We start from the raw sequence: 19,615 nt of genomic DNA, 5'->3' as shown, positions 1-19,615 counted from the left end.
CACATCCACTGATGATGCGATTCCATAAGTTCTCCCGCTTGTCCATTCCTTTGGTAAAATAGGGAAGTCTTTCCTCTTCCAGCTCTTCCAGACGAAGCACATTTCCATTCAGATAATTGTCAATCCGGTATCCTGTACTTTTAAGTCTTGTAATCACGCCACCGATTTTTATATCCAGGATCTCATAACCAAATGGCTTTGCATCGTTCATCCAGATTTTTTCTCTTGATGATTTCATATCTGTCAGATTGCAGATGATTTCAGGAATAACATTCTGACTGATATCTTTTAACGCTGCTCTGTCCGATCTGTCATATGCTGATTTTATACACATACCCAAATCGGCTTTATCAGCTAATACCGCCGCCAGTTTTTCATAAAATGAAAATAAAAGCTGATATTTTCCTGCTTTTTTTGCACATTCCTTCATATATTTCTGTATGTTTTGGTAGTAAGATTTTGTATTGACACCTGATTCTTTCACATGATAATCAAAAATGCCTAACATTGGATCCTGGTATAACAGATATTTTGAAGGATTTTGAGCCTCTTTATTCTCTTTCGAATTTAAGAATAAAGAATCAAAATTGTCAAGTGCCATAAAATCATCAAATTCTCCGCCTGTGCAGTTCCTGAACTCCTGCTTAAGGATTGTTTCGTCATAGTCTCTGTGAAAATCAAGGTATGCAAAAAGTACAAGTCCCGGAAGCAAAGCATCCATCGGGGTTTCTGCACCATTATCCATCCATGCTGTACAGAGAACCTCTTTTATATTGTATTTTTTACAAGTAGAAAGAGCTGCTTTGGTACACGCATAGGTCTTAGAATAATTGGGGGAAATTCCGTTCCAAATCCAAGAACCTCCTGCAAAAATAACGTTATCCGAAAGCTGCGCATGGATATCCAGCATTTTTTCATAGGTTCTGGTATCATCATGATAATAGTCCCAATATACTAATCCTAAATCTTTTTTCGGTTTTTCCCATTTGGAGCAGTCCGTATTTTCGGGCAGATCATAGTATCCGCCTGTAGAATTTGCTGTAATGTACATGTCACTCCATATCATAGGCTTTAATTCTAATTTTCTGCAAATATCTACGACCCTGTTACAATGTTCCCTGATTATCAGTGACCCTTTTTTATATCCATTTTCTTTTAGATAATTTCCAAGTCCCAGCATGACAGCCTCATCCATTCCAAGATGTACCCTGTTAGTAGAAAAACTCTCTTTTACTGAGCTGAGCAGCTTTTCAATAAACTGATAAGTTTCCTCTTTTTCAGGCTGGAGAATGTCCGCAGAATCCCGAATCTTATCCATTCCCGGCCACTTCATAGGTATCTTCTGTATAAGGCATAAGTACATTCATTCCAAGTTTTGCCAGTGTCCTGATCAGGAATTTCACCTTTTCAACTGTAAATACAGCATTTCTGGAACAATCCAGCATAAGACCGTTTCTTTCAAAACAGACATGCTCTTGATATTGAAATTCATCCTCTTCCATATGATGTATGGCATAATTAAGTGCGCGGTAATAATGAGATATTTCCCGACAGATGATATGAATCTGGTTTTTTCTTTTATTGATCAATATTTCTGGTCTGTCCTGAAATTTAACAAACCTTATCATATAATTTTTATTCACTATACACCTTTTATATAAAAGAGTCCATGTACAAAATAAGGGAATATATAAACAAAATGCATCAGTTAACAAGTATCGGCAGAGGGGCATATCATTATTCAGTACCACGTCCTGTTTCTATGGCTGAATCAGGTTATTAAGAATGTTACTGTTAATTGTATTTATATCTGCTTAATGCATGAATCAGTTTTTCTGACTCCAGTGGTTTGGTAAGATATTCGTCCATTCCGGCTTTCAACGCTTTACTCTTGTCTTCTGCAAAGGCATTTGCTGTCATGGCTATAATCACAACAGCAGATGCATCACTTCTGTTCATTGTGCGTATTTCTCTGGTAGCTTCCAGGCCATCCATAACTGGCATCATAATATCCATCAGAATTACATTGATCTCACCAACACCTGATTTTTCAAATGCTTCAACAGCTTCTTTACCGTTTGAAGCCTTTATAATTTCTGCTCCTGCATTTGTCAGAAGGAATTCCGCAATTTCCATGTTCAATTCATTATCTTCGGCCAAAAGGATTCTCATACCTTCAATTGATACATCGTCTTCCTGCCTTTCTGACTGCTTCATATCAGCAGAAATAAGGAATGGAAGCTGTACCATGAATGTGGTTCCTACATTTTTCTCACTTTTAAACTTAATTGTACCGCCCATTTTCTCTACCAGTTTTTTTGTAATTGGCATACCAAGTCCTGTTCCTCCATAAACAGATCTTGCACCGCCTGTTTCCTGAGTAAATGGTTCGAAAATATGATTCTGAAATTCTTTACTCATCCCAACTCCGGTATCCTTGCAGTGAAACTCAAACAGTATATGTCTGTCATCCGCCTGTGTTTCATAATAGCTGAGCAGTATCTCTCCTTTTTCTTTATTATACTTGACAGCATTACTTATGATATTCATAAGGATTCTTTTTAAATGAACCGGACTCCCATTCAAATATCTATATTCCAGATTGTATTCTTTTTCAGATAAGCTGATTCCGCGTTCATACACCTGCTTTTCTATAACTTCTCTTATTTCATGCAGTAGCCTGTTAATATCAAAATCCTTATTTTCCAACACAATTTCCTCTGATTCCAGTTTGCTCATATCAAGCACTTCATTAATAAGCTCCAACAGGTATCCTGAAGCATCCCATATTTTCCTGCGGCACTCATCTTGCTTTTTTAAATCATCTTTATAATAATCAGCTACCTCGATCATGCCACGGATTCCGTTAATAGGAGTTCGGATATCATGACTCATTCGCTGCAGAAATTCTGTTTTTGCATTATTTGCCATGTCAGCCCTCTGAGCTTCTTGCAAAAGTTTCTGCTTATAGGCTTCTTCCTGCATCATCTGAATCTTCAACAATTGCGCATTTGATCTCCTGCGGAAGGCAAATACGGAAGCAACCACAAAGATATACAACAGTAACACGACCAACAGGTTTTTAAAAACAGAAGCAAACGCCATTTGCTCATCTATAAACATATAAACATAATAATCACGCCCCTTAGTCATTCTGCCAATATATCTACATTTTCTGTCTGAAACACGGACCAGTTTGTTAGCTGGTTTCTGTTTTACCTGTTGGATAATATTAATACCTTCAGAGCTCAGTCCAATCAGATTTTCGTCGTTTGAAGCAACCACATTTTTTCCATCTGTTACAACAATCATTCCGCTGGAATATGTATCATAGCCACTAAAAAGGCTCTGGATCGTAAGATTATAGTTTCTGGCATACTCAGCCGTTGTATGATAAAAAGTAATAATTATGCCTTTTTCGTCAGAACGTCCATATGCAGCCAGATCCACCTGTGATCCATCCTCAAGAACGATACTTGCAGCATATGTTTTTCGGGGATAAGCAACTACATCAAGTACTGTTTTCTTTTGAATCTCATTCTGTAAAGCCCGGGAATTAAGATTGTCTGTACTGTATTCACATTTTACCTTTCCGTTTACATCAAGTATAATAATTCCGGTAAGTTTCTGCTCCTCTGCATATGTTTTCAGCTTATCCTTCGTAACTTCATCCTTTGTATACGTCAGATTACGATTAACCTGCTGAGCATTTTCAATTGCACGTATTAAACCTTTTGTTTGGGATGCTTCATTATATCTGTTATAAATATAACATTGTTCTTTCACATATTTCAGAGTCTCGTCCATTTGCCTGGCAACTGCTTTTATATCGGTTTTTACAGAATAAACTATAGTTATCAGAAACAGAAGCAGTCCTGTAGTAATAATGATGATTTGAGTCTGCCGTCTGGACAGTTTAGTTATTTTCAATTTTGTCCACCTCCAGATATCCACTGGTTTCGGGAAGATATTTTTTTAGAATTTTCTCTTCACTTCCATCTTTTCTCATTTCTTTAAAGATTTCTGTGAGTTTTTCCGGAAGTTCACTATCCGTGTTTTCAGGAAAAGCTACTCCAATTCCTGTAGTCAGGATAGCTTCGTCCAGGATTCTTATCTTTGCCCCGTAATCTTTTATATACTATTGTACGGAGGTTTCATGAGCTGCTATGGCATCAACATAACCTTTTCCAAGAGAGGTAAAAAGCAGTTTTCGGTTTTCTAAGCTATACACATCTTTTACCAATGGAATAGCAGGATTCATCCTGTTAAGAAAGATATCCTCAGGCTTTGTGGAAGCCTGTACTGCGATTACTTTTCCCGACAGATCACTAAGCTTCTTTATATTACTGTTTTCATTGACTGCAACGACCTGCCGGCTCACCATATATGGACCTGCCCACTTATAATCATTCTCCCGGCCATCCATGGAAAAGCACCCCCATAAACAGTCTATCTCCTTATTTTCCAGGTCTTTATCTTTATCATCCCATACAATCTTTGTAAATACCGGCTTATAACCAAGGCGCCCCAGAGCTTCATTTGCAATGTCAACATCAATCCCTGCCGGTTCCCCATTTTCATCGGAATAATTAAAAGGTGGAAAATCGTCACTTCCAATGATTATCTCTGGCATATTTTCCTGTGAAGATGTACTTTTCTGTGTTGTAACTGAACATCCTGATATCAGTAATATCCCAAAAGCAAACAAAAACGGTATTACTGCCATGTACTTAGATTTCATGCTATGTACCTCAACAATTTTCTCTGATTTTTTTGGATTTTACGTCATTATAATAACTCTGTTTATACTGAATTTACATAAAAGATATAATACAAAACATGCACAAAATTTTAAAAAGAACAGGTGATTTTTCAAGTGGATCATGTTATGTAGATTTCACTCAGAGTAGTACTCCTTCACTTTCCCTCTGAAACTCCATCTTCATTTTTACTTTTGCCAGTTTTATTTCCGGTATTCCTTCAGAAATGGACATAAAAAGCGCCATAGGTTTTTTCCAATGCCTATGGCGTGTAAATAATTTTCTACTCTGCGGATACCTTGTTTATGATTGTCTGCCTGAGCAGGCGTCTATGCCAACAGATTTCTCTATACTTTTGAAATTTTATGATACTCTTTTTTCTCTGGAAAATACAAAACTATACAATAAGTTAAATCGTCTGCGTTAACTTCCATTCGCCCATCCATCTGCTCCATCATAATAGAAATATTCTGCAACCCAATCCCTGTTTTTTGATGCTCAGAATCAAACCTGGTAATACTATTTTGAATACTGATTCCTACTTCTTCATTCCCATAACAAAGCTGTATACATACCTCATTTTCATGTTTTCCATATTTTTCAATATTAGAAATAATATTATTCATAATTCTGCCGATAAAATCTGTATTTATACATACAGATATCTGTCTCCACTCCAACCGATCTGTATTTACTTTAAATCCTTCATATTCCAGTAAAGCACACAGTTCAGAAAGATAATCACCAAAAGCACACATAATATCTTCTGCAGGTTCCAGTTCTATATGGTGTCGTGAATTTACAAAAAAATATTCAAACATCTGCTCCGACAAATCTCTGATCTGAAGTACACGATCAAAGGCTTTATTTATATATTCCTGAGTAACCGCACCTTCTTTTTGCTGCTTTTTTAGAATCTCAAGATATGCCATCAAACCAGTCAGAGGAGTACGCAGATCATGTGACATTCCTAACACCAGCTTCTCCTGTGCACTCTTCAGGTCATACTCTATCTGCTCTTTTTTCACCAATGTTTGTCTCATATGTTCCAGTCCACTGGCTAACTGTGCAATTTCATCTGTTCCCTGAACAGTTACATTCCCCTGCAAATTTCCTCTGCTGATTATATTTACCTCTTTCATAAGGCATTGTATATATTTTACATTCTCATACATTCCAGATACAACAATTCCAATACACGCCGCGACTCCAAGTACAACAGAAAAGACCATCAATATGTTAAAATATTTATCCGCTGTTCCTTCATATATATATACATCTGCCGTTCCATCCTTAAATGAAATTCTGTGGTACATTCTCCATGTCAGATTTGGTATTTCTCTGCTGCCATACATAATTTTTCCGTTGTAGGAAATATCAAACAACAGCCATTTTCCCCTTGAAATCGTGAAGTCATCAATATTTCGTTCTGTACCCCATTTTTTCAACATTTTATAATCAGATGCACTCAACTTATTTTGTGTGACATATTCCTGAAGTTCTTCTGCACGTTCTGTCTCTTCAGCATAAACATATCCTGTACGAAAGAAAAAGCGTTGCAGTAACCCCTTTCCCCCGAAATATGTCACGCTTAACACTAATAAACCTGCTAATAACCCCTGCATAAGATAGCAAATTATCTTGCCTGTCAAACTATTTCCGCAAATTTTATCCAAGGCGATATCCCTTTCCCCATACGGTTTGAATCATCTTTGGCTTTTGTGGATCATCTTCGATTTTCATTCGTAATCTTCGGATATGCACCATAACAGTATTTCCAGATGAATATAAGAACGGCTCCTCCCACAAACTCTCATAAAGATTTTTTACCGAGAATACCTTTTTCGGGTTTTCCATCATAAGCAATAAGATTCTGTATTCCATTTCTCTGAGACTGATTTCCTTTTCATTGCGGAATACCTCATTACATTGAGTATTCACTTTTACTTTTCCATATTTAATCCAATGTTCTTTTGTCTTCTCACCTTGTAATGTCTGACTATATACATGATATCTTCGTAGTAACGCTTTAACCCGGGCAAGAAGTTCCGCATACGAAAATGGTTTCACGAGATAGTCATCACCTCCTGCCATAAGTCCGAGTAATTTATCAGATTCCTGACTTTTGGCTGTCAGAAACAACACTGGAACATGTGAGATTTTTCGAATTTCTTCACAAGTTTTTATCCCGGATATTCCCGGCATCATAATATCAAGAATAACAAGGTCAATATCATCTGATACTTTTTTCAAACACTGATATCCATCCTCTGCTTCCTGAACAATATATCCCTCACCTTCAAGAAGTATCCTCACTCCTTCTCTAATTGCTGCATCATCTTCTACAACCAAAATATGATTATCCATTTTCATCCTTTCGTCTTCTAAACTGCATATACCCATATTTGCTGACATTGAGAAATCAGGGTCGTATATTCCCATTTTTTTGAACTGTTTGTATAGCTGAATGGATCGTTTACAGAAAATTTCTTTCTGGAATAATCATAAATAACAATAAAATGCCCTGAATTTGTAAAATCTCCGGGACCCATAGCACAGATTATCAGATTTCCATCTTTAACTCTGTCGGCCATTTCCTGTTCTCCCAGCATATCAAATTGCGAAGCAATTACACCGTAATCCAAAGCAGCTTCTCTCATGAATTTCCAGGATGTTCCAATACCCTCTACATAATATCCCTCGTTCATGGATTTTTGCGCAAGCACAGGTGGTGTTGCCTCTGTATTTCTGGTTAAACTGTATATTACCATTGCCATGCACGTCGGACCACATCCGGAAATTCCTATATCACTTGTTCCATAAGGTTCATATCCCCATCTTTTATCCCATTGAATAAATAAAGGAACTTTTTTCTTCCGTTCCTCAAATGTAAGTCCTTCAGAAGACTTCTTATGTACATCATTGTATCCTTCGGCAAATTCCAGCATTTCCGGATTTCTTTTTAAATCCTCTAAAAGAATATCCGGATAATTTTCTGTATGTAAAAATATCTTCTTCCACTCTGCACTTTCCATTATCTGTTTTTTGTAAGCATCTGTCAATATAATACCCTCTTCAGTTTTTTTCGCTCTTACTGTCACAACTATCCATGCTGCCAGAATTAAAATCAGAAGAATAATTTTACTACAACTTTTTCCCATATGTTTTTTTCTTTTTTTCATCATAAATCACCATTAATATGATCCCGGTAAATCCTGCCATTGTTGGAATTGAAGCTGTAAACCCTACCGAACCATTAATTCCTGTAAGCAACATATTTTTACTGTTTACAGTATACATCCATATTGCAGGAAAGTTCTGTGCCACATCAATATGAAAAATCTGGCTTTCTCCTGATAGAATATTATACAGACAATGAATCATAACCGAAGACCATATAGAACCTGTCTGCTCTGTAACAAGTGCCAATGCAATTCCTGCAATTTCAACAGAAATAATCATCATAATTACTTTTTTTATATCAGAAGTATCAATCCCATCAAAATGATAAACAGCGAATAAAAAACTTGAAACAAACACTGCACATATCTTTCCAAAAGTATTCTGAAGCAATCTTAAAATCATACCACGAAAGACAATTTCTTCTGTTACTGCCGCTTTAATACCTGATGATAAAATAGAAATTGTAACTACATCTATGATTTCTTTATATGTAAGGTTTCCTTTTTCAAATGTTCCCTTTGTAAAAAATATATAAAAAAGGCATATTAATACCGGCATTAATACCGCTGTTATACACCACTTTTTTTTCGGAAGCGGCATTCCTAAAAACAAATCCTGCATTTGAATTCTTATAATATACTTCGTATATAAATATATCATGGTCAGCAGGCTCAAAATCGCAAATGTCACATATAGAATTCTCACATATGGATTCTTCTCACATATCCCATATGCAAATGCTATACTAAATTCATCCGTAAGCTGAATAAGAATGAATGCTATTGCAATATGGAACGTACATTTTATTTTCATAAATGCTCCTTTACTTTTCTCCTCATGTATTATTTTCTAAGAGTTATCTCTTAGAATGTACTTATACAATAACATTTAATTCTTACCTGTTCATTTAACTGTACCTTAACTATTCTTAACTATCTTCAAGCAGATGCAAGGCCTATGACGAAAACTTTGCCTTAGAAGCTATAGCATCATCCATGGTCATGTTCCCCATAAAATTTGTTTTTCATGTCTACCATCCAAATGCGTCCCGGATCAAAGCCCCGGTTTCTCCGTCTATATAAAACAATTCCTGTTCTTCTGGTGAATCCTTCCATTGGTAGGGACAGCAAAAACTCCATACAGGTCTGTAAACAATTCCATCTGCAGTTTCATCAATATAATATTTCAGGCGGATTTTCGTAACTGGAATCGTGATTGGTTCTGTTTTCTCCGTCGTGTCCTCTTCCGTAAAAAATCCGATTTTTCCTTCTTTTACATATTGTTCCACCGATTTCATAATTTCTTCCATGGGAAGCATAGTAACTGTTTCTTTCTCTTTCACCTGAAGCGGGATCGGTATTTTGAAATAGCAGTCTTCAGGCTTGAGACCAAATCCTGCGCTTCCCTGGTAATGATACTGAGAAAGTCCACCTGCCGGTATTCCATTCAACATAACTTCTGTGTCGTAATAATCATATCCTTCCGTCATGTCGCTAATTGATTTTCTTACAGAAGTTCCAGATAAATCAGCTTTGGAAAACAGTTGATTTATAATATTTAATTTCTCATCTTCCGTATTCTCGCCTAAAAATCCCATATCTTTTTCACTTAATCCATCACACTCTATCATCCCATCCGAAATAAATAACTGCAGTCCTTTTTCTTTATTTTCCCAGACTGTTTCATCTGTTACAGATTTTTCCCATCCATCTTTCCCACCAAACCAGGAGCAGATGTCTTTCTCTGATATATTGCATTTTTTCAGAACTCCCTTTGAAACGTCATCAGTATTCCCGGTAACATCAGCTTCTATTGTAAGGGTTCCTGATTTCCCTGGCAGAGAAGCTGTTACATAGTTTTTCTTTACCTGTAACATTGTTTTCTCCGGATCATATTTTTCATTTACACTCGTAGTATTTGACGAATTATCCAAATCTGTTGTGTTCTGCATACTCTCACCCGAAGATGGTTCTATTCCGGTGTCAGCAGCCTGCAATTTCCCTTCTTTTCTATATTTTTCAATGATATCCCTTACTTCATCCTTTAATGGAAGGGTTAACGTAAGAGTCTGAGGCGTATATCCTCTGTAAACGTCCTCCGCAGGAAGTGCATAAGAAACCCTTCCTTCTGAATCTGTAAAAGAACCAATTTTAAAAATCTTTTCGTAGGCTTCAGTGTCTTTCCAGGTATAATAAATTTTACCGTCATAAACAGGATATGCCTGAATAGTCATGGAAAGTTCTACTTCAGAATCTTCATTTAATATTTTCTCAATCAAAGCGTCATCATACAAAGTAATATGCCCATAATAAAGATCTTCTCCTTCTATTTTATTTAAAGAAGCCAGTGCATCTTTTCCATTCACCGTTGCATGATCACGGCAAGTGATCATATAATTCTTTGCCTCATTGGAAGGTTCTCCCACAAAACTTAAACCGCCGCCATCAAAATACGCTTCTTTAACAGTCAGCATGGACTGATTCCAATCGACCGCCTCGGGAGTTATTGGATAAGAAGTAATATTTTCCACATTTTCTGCAGTTGACTCAGGTTCTGTGACAACCATTTGAGCTGCCTCCTGTTCAGCGACACCCTGTTGTTCAAGTTCTTTATACAGTCGTCCGATATTTGTTGCAAGTACACCAGTACTAACTCCTAATATAGCAGCTACCGGAAGAAAAATCCGAATTATTTTTTTCTTATTTCCTGAATTTTTCGTTCTTTCTCCATCTGTTTTTTTACTTAAAGCCCCCGTTGTTTTCTCGTCTGGGGAATTTAAAATTCCACTCAGAACATCTTCCATGGCTTTATCAATATTTTCCGGTATTGCAGTTTCTTCTTTTAAAATCCTTCTGATTTCCCTCATATAGTCTCACCTCCTGATCACCTTTTTTAATTTTGCTCTTGCCCGGGAAAGTTTGGTTGATACGGTATTGCTGTTCATTTCAAGAAGGGCACTGATTTCCTTAACTGAAAACTCATCAAAATAATAGAGTTCCACGATTTTCCTACTTTCTTCATCCAGGCATAAAAGCAATTGTTTCCATTCACAGAGATTCAGTTCTTCACAATGTACACCTTCTGCAAAATCATCCAGTTCTGCTGCATGGTTCTTTTGGCGGAGAATGTCCTTGCACTCATTTATAAGGATCCGCATCAGCCAGGTTTTAAAATACTTCGGTTCTCTCAGTCTCTGTATATTTTCATAGCAGGATAGGATTGTATTCTGCAGAGCATCTGCAATGTCCTGCTCATCCCGAAGATAAATCCAGGCAGTTTTATACAGGCTCTGCTTATTCATCCGGATTAATCTGACAAATGCTTCTTTATCTCCATTTTTAGCTTCTGTTATTAAAGCATCCATAAAGTACCTCCTTTTCTTCTTATAATTATTAGACTTGAAAAACAGCCATTTGCTTTCAAGAAAAAATTTTATAAAAAACGCCATAGGTTTTCGATACCTATGGCGTGTAGATATAGGGAAAAGCTGCCTTTTTTATCGGCAGTGGAATGTTTTCTGTGTTTGTGCCAGATCATCCAAGTCATATGAGTGAATTCCTAATGCTTCTAAATCCATTATCCATTCCTGAACTTCATATCCCAAAATATCTGCGAATATTTTTTTCAATATTCCTTTGTCTTATCAATTATCTTGTATATGGTTCGGTGTCTTTTCCGTCATATACAAATACTTTTATATCCGTATTTTCATCAACATCAGCATGGATGCCTACCGTGTATTCTTCATCTGTAACGTTCAGAAAAGAATAGCAGCCACCTGCAGGAATCCTGCCAGACACGAGTTCCTGTTTTCCTTCGCAGAGCAAATACACAATAATATCAAAATCGTTTCTGTTCTGAACCGTCAACACGCCTGTTTTGGATAAAATTTTTGCATCAGAATATGTAATTACATAAGAATCAGGCGTTGACTCTTCCGCACAGGTTACAGAACAATCCCACTGTATCGCGGCATTTGCTTTTCGACAGGCTTCTGAAGACTTATATGTTGAAAACATAATCATTGTACTTATAGCAACAATACTAATAATGACCAACACTATTGTCACTTTTTTCTTCACAGCCATCACCTCCACACACAGTTCAATTTGTTACCCATATGATATCATATCTTTTCTTCAATTACATTACCTAATTTTAATACACAGCCATTCGACTTGCTATTACTTTGTTTTCTTCCATGTATAAAATTGCGGATTTGAATATATCTCCCGGTCACAATCTTTTAAAAGATCCTGAAAAAGTTTTGCCCACATCACAGGTATTTTTTTATTCTTTAAAAATGAGGTCTTCTTTTCCAAAAACAAATATCCGGCGGATTGAAAACATATTAATTAAAGCCGTCTGGCAGAATAATATAGAATTAGTAAAAACAAATTATCGGGACATCATACTGAATAAGACTATAAAGCTGCCCGGCATTTTCCGGGGGAAGATTGATGCATCCATGAGAACCACCTGTAAGATATCTGTCACCACCAAAGTACGGCTGCCAGTCTGCATCATGAAAGCCAATTCCTCCATTGAATGGCATCCAGTACGTTACCGGCTGTTCATAAGAATAGGTTCCATTTGCTGTCATTTCACCTCGCAGCACAGACGGACTGCTCTTTGAATTCAGTGTGAATATTCCAGGGGGTGTTTTTCTATCCGGATCACCTGGCAGTCCGGATACGATTTCTGATTGAAAAATAATATTTCCATTCTGATAATACCACATATACTGCTCTGTAAGATCTACCTCTATATATGTATCTCCGAGATCATTGATCCCATGTGCATTTGCTCTCATAGAATATACCGGTTCCCTGGTTGTCTGGGTTCCTGATTGAATTTCCTGCATGAGCTGTGCTGCTTCCTTGTCCTGATCAATCTTCCATCCATAGGCTGAGCCATATACATACACAATCCTTCCGCTTGTGGTCTCAAATTGTCTTTCAGTGCCAACTGTATCATGATCTGCTGCAAGCTGTGCCACATAATCCACTACATGCTGCCTGAAGGCTCCATCATCCGGAAGCAACTGCCCTTTCTCGTCAAACTGCAGCCAGTTTTTGATGGTATTCCCGTCAAGTGTTACCGTTTCATCTCCAAATGTATATGTGATATTTGCTTTTGCCAGGCTATTATACATATTTACCATATTCTGAAGTTCTGAACTATCTCTCGTCACATCTGCTTCCTTATAAGCCTTTGGATTGCTTCCCAGATCTACATCTGCCGCCTCATTATCAATTGCTCTGCTTATCATCTGATAAGCTTCCTTGGCATTTAATTCACTGCCTTCTGTCTCTGGCACAATAGTAAATTCTGAATTAGAAAAACTTACATACGCATTTTCCGGTGCTATCTGATTCTCTTTTTTGGCACAATTTAATGAACTTACCTGTTCCTCCAGCTTTTCCCGACTGAAAACAGTCTCTTCTTGAACCATATAATTTTTCGTTTCAAAAAAAACTCTGATCCATTCCCATGGTTTCTGAGTCTTCAGCAGCTGAAGGATTTCCCCGCTGGATACATATTGATAATCAATGTCTTTACCTGTAATAGTCTGAGGTTCCTGCATCCTTGCACTTACCTGAATAACATAGTTATCCTTTTTCCCTGCAATCTCCTGCTCAACTTCATAAGCTGTCTTATTTGAACTGTCAATTCCATTGATGGTCGTACCCAAAAAGAAGTGATATGAGTAATAATAAGATATACCTGCATACACACAACAGCTCATAACCAAAATCATCACTATAAGCATTACAACTATTTTCATAATTTTGTTTTTCTTTTTGTCTGAAGATACAGTAGATCTGAATTCAGACTTGTCTATCGGCACATAAGTAATTGTTCCGGGTCTTGCCGATTTTGAAGTTCTTATTGATTGCCCCATCACTTCTTTTTGTCTCATATCTTATTCATCTTTCTTTTATATCAACTAGTTTTTTACATTGTCATTGTCAAAATGCAATGTCTTATGGTACTTCGCATTCTCCTCCAGAAGTTTTTTCCATTTTTGTCCATCCTCTTTCGTAGGATTATCAAAATTCTGCTGACCTTTCAGTTCATCCATATACTGGACATAATCCAGAAAATAAATGTCTACCGTAGAAATATCTCTGTCCTGAATTGCGAAGTTATTACAGTTTCCAGTAGACTCATTGTACGGAAGTGTGTTTCCATTGGCATCAAGAGCTACCATAAAGCAATCACTGTTGGAACCTTCCTTATAAAGTTCATTTACCGTCAATTCATATGGAGTACGAATCACCGATTTAAGTCCAATACCTGCATCGTTTGTATCATTGAGTTCCAATACTTCTGTCTGGGAATCATCTACCGTAACCGGGATATCGAAGCTCCAGTCACCTTCATATTTGTAGTAGCCAGCATCCCTTCCATATTTTTTCTCATCCTCTTCTGACCACTGATAGTTTGCTTCCAGTCCTCTTACCTTCGTAATATCCAGATGCAGGTTAAAGGTATCTGGAATATCAATATCTTTAATGTACTTCTGATATTCTCCACCACGTTCAGACAATTTATTGATAAACTCTTCCAGCAGCGCATAACCTTCATCTGTCTGATCATCTAAGTCCGCCTGAGTTATTCCCATCTCATCCATTACCTGCTGTGTCATTTCATTGTATTTCTCATTATATTCCGTATAATCTTTTGCGGCTTCAGCCAAATCATAACGGAAAATACATGCATAGGTGTTATCATCCAGAAATTTTCCTTCCACTTGACCGTCAATTACCGGGCTAGCCTCTGAATTAAAGTCCACACCCCCTGTCATATCCAGATCAATGACTGGTGTTCCACTTTCCGCCCCAGTTTCTGTTTCTGGGAACGGTTTATCACTTTTAAACTGCATAGTCACATAAATTGCCTGGCTGTTTGCATATACCTCAGAACATGTAATTGTCAGCCCATCTGCTGTCTTAGTGTAAATAGCATCATTATTGGCATGATCTGTCTTGGCTCCGTCTGTTTCACTGCTATCTGTCTTCGTTCCATCAACAGCTTCCAAAGTTGTTGCATGATCTGAAAAGTCACCAAAGAAACTCACATTATCCTGTAAAATTTCAAAGAGTCCTCCTACAACCGGGATATTTTTTGCCATTACCGGATTGATTGCACAGAATACAAATCCTACTGCCAGTACCGCTGCCATCCCTCCTGCTACCCTGCCTCCACTTTTCATCCAATGATATGGATCCTTTGATGCTTTTTTCTGTAAAACAGCGTTATTTTCAATCAAACGATATGCCTGATTAATATGTTCATGCACGATTTCCGGCATTTCTATGTCCTTTTGAAGTTTTTTCTGGAAGTCTTTCTCATTATAATTTAAAGTCATCATTAGGCACGTCCCTCCTTAACCTTATATCCATACATCTCTGCAATCTGTTTTCTGCCACGATAAAGACGAGATTTTACAGTGCTTTCCTTCATATCCAGAATGTCACTGATTTCCCGGATACCAAATCCTTCCATATAGTATAGAAGAACAACCAAGCGGTATTTACTGTCCAATGGCTCTAAGGCCTGGATCCATTCCATTGCTGCATATTTTTCTTCGTGAAAAGGCGTTTCCGGCATCTGATCCGTATAAGTAACCAGCTTTTTCTTCTGTATCATGTCCTTGCACTTATTGATCAGAATTCGGATCATCCATGTCTTGAAATATCTGTTCTGTTTCAGACTTTTCAAATTTTCATAGCAGGAAAGAATCGTATCCTGTATTGCATCCGCAACATCTTCATCATTTTTCAGATATGCCGCTGCAACCTTGTACATACTCTGTACATTCTCATCTATAAGCCGACAAAAAGCATCTTTATCGCCTTTCTTTGCTTTTCGTATCAAAATCTCATTCATTGTCGTCTCCCTTCTCCTATATCAGACCGGTCATCAGGAAATATTGTATAAAAGCTTTTCTTTATGTGCTTCTACTTATTAGACGTGCAAACTCCCAAAAAAGTTGCAATTTTTTTTAACAATCTCTAGAAAATCCCCAAAAGATTAGTTTGAACACTTCCATGCTTTTCATGATTATCAGTCAAGGTGCTATAAAATATTCCAGGTACTAAAAACAGCCGTACCATGTGCTTTTACATGATACGGCTGCCAATGATTCCAGCCCCTCAGGACAGATCAATCAAAAATCATATTCTCTGTCCCATCAGGTTTTAAAAATACTGTTTTCGAAATTCCATTACATTCCAGCGTTACTTTCTGCTCATGGGAAGAACAGAGGCGAACCCTGTGTATCCTGCCCTCTCTCCATTCAAAATCAACTGTGATGTCACCCTGTGCCTTCATTCCCTGGACTTTTCCGTCCTTCCATTCATCCGGAAGTGCCGGAAGTAACAGGATGTACCCTTTCCTGCTCTGGATGAGCATCTCTGCAACCGCAGCTGCAAAGCCAAAATTCCCATCGATCTGGAACGGTGGATGTGCACACAGCATGTTGGGATAAATGCCGCCTCCCACACAGGAAATATTTTCCTCCCTGGTATAACGGAGCTGGTTTTTCAAAAGCCCCAGTGCATGTTCCCCGTCCCGTAAAGAAGAGGAGGAACAGACAATGAAAAGATTTAAAGCTTATATCGAATATGTAATGAACTTTTATGCCAACTATTACAGATTTTACCGGTAAGTGCAGAATATGGCTTCCGGATATAACCCGGAACCTGTATTTGCAGTTTATGTAGATCTTGTAATCAATAATTTCAGTATACGCTAGAATCCGTTTCCTGTACATGAACAGGATGCGTTAATATATAAACAAAATTTCATAGTTGGCAGACTTAGCCAAAAAGAACCGATATCATATCATGCAAAGACTGTATCGGTTCTTTTTGTATTTTCTCATTATCTAATTATGGGAGGATTTTTCTATATCACCGAAAAAAACTTTTATTCTCGCACTTCAAGCCACTGGTCAATGTTCCCAAAATGTACCGCCTGCAGGTTATCTACATCAACCAGTTGCGGGAAGCTGTTTCTGATGATCATGACACCATTTTCCTTATCCTGTTTTTCTCCACCGCCAGCGATGCCTCCCATGGCTAAGTCAAGTGTTAAAACTGTCCCATCTTTATAACGCACCTGGTCAATATTTGCCCTGTCATAGAGTATCCATGCCATAATCCGTACCTGCGTACTCAAACTTGTTTTCCTCATCTTCATACACCTTCATAGCTTCATCATAATCAAGATATAATGACCATAAAAGGGGCGTTACTTCCATTTTTTTCACTGTGATTTCATAACCTCCAAAATCACATTTCCGGTTCACTTCCAGAGTTGTCGGAGGCTTTACTGCACCCAGAGTCCATTTAAAATCCCATGTTCCATCTGTAATAACAGTCTTATCATAATCCCCTTCCTCCGTAAGATTCTTCAATGTGATTTCTACAGTTTTATTACTCAGATTATAATCACTGTCATAAGAAATCCCTGCTGTGAAATATTTAGAATGTGCCGAATCCTGATCATAGTTCAGCAGATTATCCTGGCTCACACCTGTACTCAGGCTTCCAAATCTGTCATCATCTTCTGCATATACTTCTTTTCCATCAATTTTAAAATGTGTCATCTCCTCAAAAGAAGTATGATCAGTCATAGAAATACTGTCCTCTGTTTTCACTTCAAAAAAAGCATACAGGAATCCCTGATCCTGAATAGAATCTGTCAGGGTAACCGTCACACCATTTTGTGTTACAGACTGGTCTATATTCTGAATATAGTTTGATTCCTGCATCGTTTCCTGCTGTTCCTCAGAGGGTTCCAATCTTTTTAACAGATGGTCATTCCATTTAAAGAACTCTTTTGCCGCCACTGTTACTCCCATGCCTGTACAGATCACTGCTGCTGCAATCAGTAATCGGCCACTGAATCTTTTTCTTTTATATTTTTTATCAACTGGCATCTGCCTGCTCAATATGTCTCAGTGTCTCTTCAAATTTATCATGAAAATCCTGTGGTACTTCCGGTGCTATATTATTCCATTTGTTCTCTAACATGACATTTTCCCCTTTCCTGTTATTCTCTTTGATAGTTTGCTGTTTTTCCCAGGCATCGGTCTTTTCTCTTCTTCATCGGATAACTGTGCTTTCAAAAACTCTCTTGCACGGGAAAGTCTGCTTTTAATCGTTCCTTCCGGAATATCCAGAGCCTCACTGATCTCTTTCTGTGAGAATCCTTCTAAATAATACAATGTTACCAAAATCCTCAGATCCTCCGGAAGTTCCATAATCGCCATATACAGATGACTGTATCTGTCCTCCTCAGTCAGCCTCATATTGTCCATATATTCTTCATATGGAATAACATTTTTTCTTTTCCGAAGAATCCCATTGCATTCATTGATCAATATCTTTGTGATCCATGTTCGAAAATACTTTTCTTTCTTTAAGGTGGGAAGTTTCTCATATGCCTTAAGAATTGTTTCCTGCACAGCATCCCCACAATCAGAGTCATTCTTCAGAATGGACTTTGATATATGATACAGCATGGCTTCTGCATCCCGAACCTCCTTAATAAATACATCTTTTGTCATAACTTTGTCTTCTCCTTTTGTCCAGCCGGATTACTACACGTGTTTACTTTTTACTTTTACACTAATTAGATGCATAGGGAAGAGGATTGGTTCTCATAAAATTATCTCAGGATTTTGTAACTTAAAAAATACAATTTGCACATATACAATGATACAATAAAAATATAAAAATTATAGCAATTCCTACACGAAAGGGGTCATGTTTTATGAGAAAAAGAAACAATTTTATTTCTGTGCTTACCATGTTTCTGGCAATTGGTTTTGTAATTATTTTTTCCAGACCCGTAAAAGCAGCGGCAGATGTGGTCCTATTAAAAGCAAATCGGACATACACAGCATATGATGTTACCGGTGATGGAACGAAAGATAAAATCAGAATCAGAGCAGCCAATCAAACCGACGATGAAACATATTCGTCACTTACTGTATCGGTTAATGGAAAAACAGCTTACAGATTAAAAAATACACGTTTTTATAATGTTATAGCAAATATTTATACATTGAAAAACGGACAGCCGTTTTTATATCTCTATGCACCGGCTGATAATGGTGACGGACCTGTATGTGCATTATTAAAATACACAAACGGAAAGTTCAGAAAAATCCTTGATTTCACTGAGATTATGGCAGGATACGGAAACCATCGCATAGGTGAAGTTACCAATTTAAATGGAAATAAGATTGTAATTACAGAGAGCATCGTTTCTTATTCTCTTGGCATCAATGCAATTAATTTCACCTACAAATATGTCAATGGAAAATTTGTTCCGACAAGCAGATATGGATCCTGATAAAGAAATAGATCCTGCAGACGGAAGCAGCCCGATATTTCACAGTAAACAGTGATCTTCCGGCATATGCCAGACCAGGCGCTACTGCGGTAAACACGACACTGAAAACCGGATCATTAACGAAAATCATTAAATGTGCACTCATAAGCGGAAGAGATGTATATTCAGTTAGAATGCGATGGAGAAATCTACTGGATTAAAGCGCTGGAAAATCCACCGATTGCTGATAACGAACAGACAATTTATGGAAGTTAGATATGCAGGATGATATCATACTCTCACTATTTTACAAAAAAAGA

At 37.4% G+C, this 19,615-nt stretch carries 19 protein-coding genes; 1 reads left to right on the top strand and 18 read right to left on the bottom strand.

Translation table 11 applies throughout. From position 1 onward, the window contains the following. From AC075L_RS21430 to AC075L_RS21345, 18 genes are all read right to left on the bottom strand, one after another. The coding region (locus AC075L_RS21430; RefSeq protein ID WP_476388181.1) for a family 20 glycosylhydrolase at positions 1-1,333 on the bottom strand (1,333 nt) is incomplete at its 3' end. Continuing rightward, positions 1,311-1,589 (bottom strand): hypothetical protein, encoded by a 279-nt coding sequence (locus tag AC075L_RS21425; protein ID WP_243874949.1) that lies wholly within the window; start codon positions 1,587-1,589, stop codon positions 1,311-1,313. The genes AC075L_RS21430 and AC075L_RS21425, both read right to left, overlap by 23 nt. A 205-nt stretch (positions 1,590-1,794) precedes the next feature. Beyond that, positions 1,795-3,930: a response regulator gene (locus AC075L_RS21420; RefSeq protein WP_118409243.1), complete on the bottom strand. Its 2,136-nt coding sequence runs from the start codon at positions 3,928-3,930 to the stop codon at positions 1,795-1,797. Positions 3,931-4,138: 208 nt separating this feature from the next. Then, positions 4,139-4,741: a transporter substrate-binding domain-containing protein gene (locus AC075L_RS21415; protein WP_226824731.1), complete on the bottom strand. Its 603-nt coding sequence runs from the start codon at positions 4,739-4,741 to the stop codon at positions 4,139-4,141. Positions 4,742-5,107: 366 nt separating this feature from the next. Next, the gene (locus AC075L_RS21410) at positions 5,108-6,358 is read right to left on the bottom strand and encodes a HAMP domain-containing sensor histidine kinase (protein ID WP_226852753.1); all 1,251 of its coding nucleotides are present in this window, start codon (positions 6,356-6,358) and stop codon (positions 5,108-5,110) included. A 70-nt stretch (positions 6,359-6,428) separates the two neighbouring features. Continuing rightward, positions 6,429-7,133 (bottom strand): response regulator transcription factor, encoded by a 705-nt coding sequence (locus tag AC075L_RS21405; protein ID WP_118409242.1) that lies wholly within the window; start codon positions 7,131-7,133, stop codon positions 6,429-6,431. 11 nt (positions 7,134-7,144) lie between these two features. Continuing rightward, positions 7,145-7,921 carry a C39 family peptidase gene (locus AC075L_RS21400; RefSeq protein ID WP_182466085.1) on the bottom strand — a complete coding sequence of 259 codons (777 nt, stop codon included), beginning with the start codon at positions 7,919-7,921 and terminating at the stop codon, positions 7,145-7,147. Continuing rightward, on the bottom strand, positions 7,905-8,633 hold the full coding sequence (locus AC075L_RS21395) for a lysostaphin resistance A-like protein (protein ID WP_476388180.1): 729 nt from the start codon (positions 8,631-8,633) through the stop codon (positions 7,905-7,907). Before AC075L_RS21395 ends, AC075L_RS21400 begins: the two co-directional genes overlap by 17 nt. Before the next feature lie 340 nt (positions 8,634-8,973). Further along, positions 8,974-10,809: a hypothetical protein gene (locus AC075L_RS21390; RefSeq protein ID WP_243099512.1), complete on the bottom strand. Its 1,836-nt coding sequence runs from the start codon at positions 10,807-10,809 to the stop codon at positions 8,974-8,976. A 6-nt stretch (positions 10,810-10,815) separates the two neighbouring features. Beyond that, positions 10,816-11,307, bottom strand: coding sequence for a sigma-70 family RNA polymerase sigma factor (locus AC075L_RS21385; RefSeq protein WP_025577142.1), 492 nt, complete (start codon positions 11,305-11,307; stop codon positions 10,816-10,818). A 283-nt stretch (positions 11,308-11,590) separates the two neighbouring features. Continuing rightward, a complete protein-coding gene (locus AC075L_RS21380; RefSeq protein ID WP_118409239.1) occupies positions 11,591-12,031 on the bottom strand; it encodes a hypothetical protein in 441 nt (146 codons plus the stop codon). A 296-nt stretch (positions 12,032-12,327) separates the two neighbouring features. Continuing rightward, positions 12,328-13,866: a L,D-transpeptidase family protein gene (locus AC075L_RS21375; protein ID WP_118409238.1), complete on the bottom strand. Its 1,539-nt coding sequence runs from the start codon at positions 13,864-13,866 to the stop codon at positions 12,328-12,330. Between the two features lie 27 nt (positions 13,867-13,893). Then, positions 13,894-15,321 (bottom strand): DUF4179 domain-containing protein, encoded by a 1,428-nt coding sequence (locus tag AC075L_RS21370; RefSeq protein ID WP_118409237.1) that lies wholly within the window; start codon positions 15,319-15,321, stop codon positions 13,894-13,896. Continuing rightward, complete coding sequence (locus AC075L_RS21365; protein WP_008703676.1) at positions 15,321-15,839, bottom strand: RNA polymerase sigma factor; 519 nt, start codon at positions 15,837-15,839, stop codon at positions 15,321-15,323. Before AC075L_RS21365 ends, AC075L_RS21370 begins: the two co-directional genes overlap by 1 nt. A 276-nt stretch (positions 15,840-16,115) precedes the next feature. Then, the gene (locus AC075L_RS21360; RefSeq protein WP_118409236.1) at positions 16,116-16,499 is read right to left on the bottom strand and encodes a glycoside hydrolase family 95-like protein; all 384 of its coding nucleotides are present in this window, start codon (positions 16,497-16,499) and stop codon (positions 16,116-16,118) included. Positions 16,500-16,880: 381 nt separating this feature from the next. Beyond that, complete coding sequence (locus tag AC075L_RS21355) at positions 16,881-17,111, bottom strand: hypothetical protein (protein ID WP_476388179.1); 231 nt, start codon at positions 17,109-17,111, stop codon at positions 16,881-16,883. Continuing rightward, positions 17,092-17,895, bottom strand: a complete 804-nt coding sequence (locus AC075L_RS21350; RefSeq protein ID WP_476388178.1) for a DUF4179 domain-containing protein — start codon at positions 17,893-17,895, stop codon at positions 17,092-17,094. Before AC075L_RS21350 ends, AC075L_RS21355 begins: the two co-directional genes overlap by 20 nt. Before the next feature lie 87 nt (positions 17,896-17,982). Further along, on the bottom strand, positions 17,983-18,525 hold the full coding sequence (locus AC075L_RS21345) for an RNA polymerase sigma factor (RefSeq protein WP_008703681.1): 543 nt from the start codon (positions 18,523-18,525) through the stop codon (positions 17,983-17,985). 206 nt (positions 18,526-18,731) lie between these two features. Here AC075L_RS21345 and AC075L_RS21340 point away from each other — a divergent pair, with 206 nt between their 5' ends. Continuing rightward, positions 18,732-19,316, top strand: coding sequence for a hypothetical protein (locus AC075L_RS21340; RefSeq protein WP_476388177.1), 585 nt, complete (start codon positions 18,732-18,734; stop codon positions 19,314-19,316). The last annotated feature ends 299 nt before the right edge of the window (positions 19,317-19,615 follow it).

This window comes from Blautia sp. ZXY-1-B12, from assembly GCF_056339915.1.
Note: the sequence above shows the minus strand (reverse complement) of the source record. Positions and strands in the feature narration are given on the sequence as shown.

Bases quoted from the DNA above. Each gene is read 5' to 3' on its own strand.
- AC075L_RS21380 (WP_118409239.1), bottom strand. From the start codon at position 12,031: ATGGCTGTGAAGAAAAAAGTGACAATAGTGTTGGTCATTATTAGTATT.
- AC075L_RS21415 (WP_226824731.1), bottom strand. From the start codon at position 4,741: ATGAAATCTAAGTACATGGCAGTAATACCGTTTTTGTTTGCTTTTGGG.
- AC075L_RS21370 (WP_118409237.1), bottom strand. From the start codon at position 15,321: ATGATGACTTTAAATTATAATGAGAAAGACTTCCAGAAAAAACTTCAA.
- AC075L_RS21340 (WP_476388177.1), top strand. From the start codon at position 18,732: ATGAGAAAAAGAAACAATTTTATTTCTGTGCTTACCATGTTTCTGGCA.
- AC075L_RS21350 (WP_476388178.1), bottom strand. From the start codon at position 17,895: ATGCCAGTTGATAAAAAATATAAAAGAAAAAGATTCAGTGGCCGATTA.
- AC075L_RS21385 (WP_025577142.1), bottom strand. From the start codon at position 11,307: ATGGATGCTTTAATAACAGAAGCTAAAAATGGAGATAAAGAAGCATTT.
- AC075L_RS21355 (WP_476388179.1), bottom strand. From the start codon at position 17,111: ATGGCATGGATACTCTATGACAGGGCAAATATTGACCAGGTGCGTTAT.
- AC075L_RS21345 (WP_008703681.1), bottom strand. From the start codon at position 18,525: ATGACAAAAGATGTATTTATTAAGGAGGTTCGGGATGCAGAAGCCATG.
- AC075L_RS21375 (WP_118409238.1), bottom strand. From the start codon at position 13,866: ATGAGACAAAAAGAAGTGATGGGGCAATCAATAAGAACTTCAAAATCG.
- AC075L_RS21365 (WP_008703676.1), bottom strand. From the start codon at position 15,839: ATGAATGAGATTTTGATACGAAAAGCAAAGAAAGGCGATAAAGATGCT.
- AC075L_RS21405 (WP_118409242.1), bottom strand. From the start codon at position 7,133: ATGAAAATGGATAATCATATTTTGGTTGTAGAAGATGATGCAGCAATT.
- AC075L_RS21390 (WP_243099512.1), bottom strand. From the start codon at position 10,809: ATGAGGGAAATCAGAAGGATTTTAAAAGAAGAAACTGCAATACCGGAA.
- AC075L_RS21400 (WP_182466085.1), bottom strand. From the start codon at position 7,921: ATGGGAAAAAGTTGTAGTAAAATTATTCTTCTGATTTTAATTCTGGCA.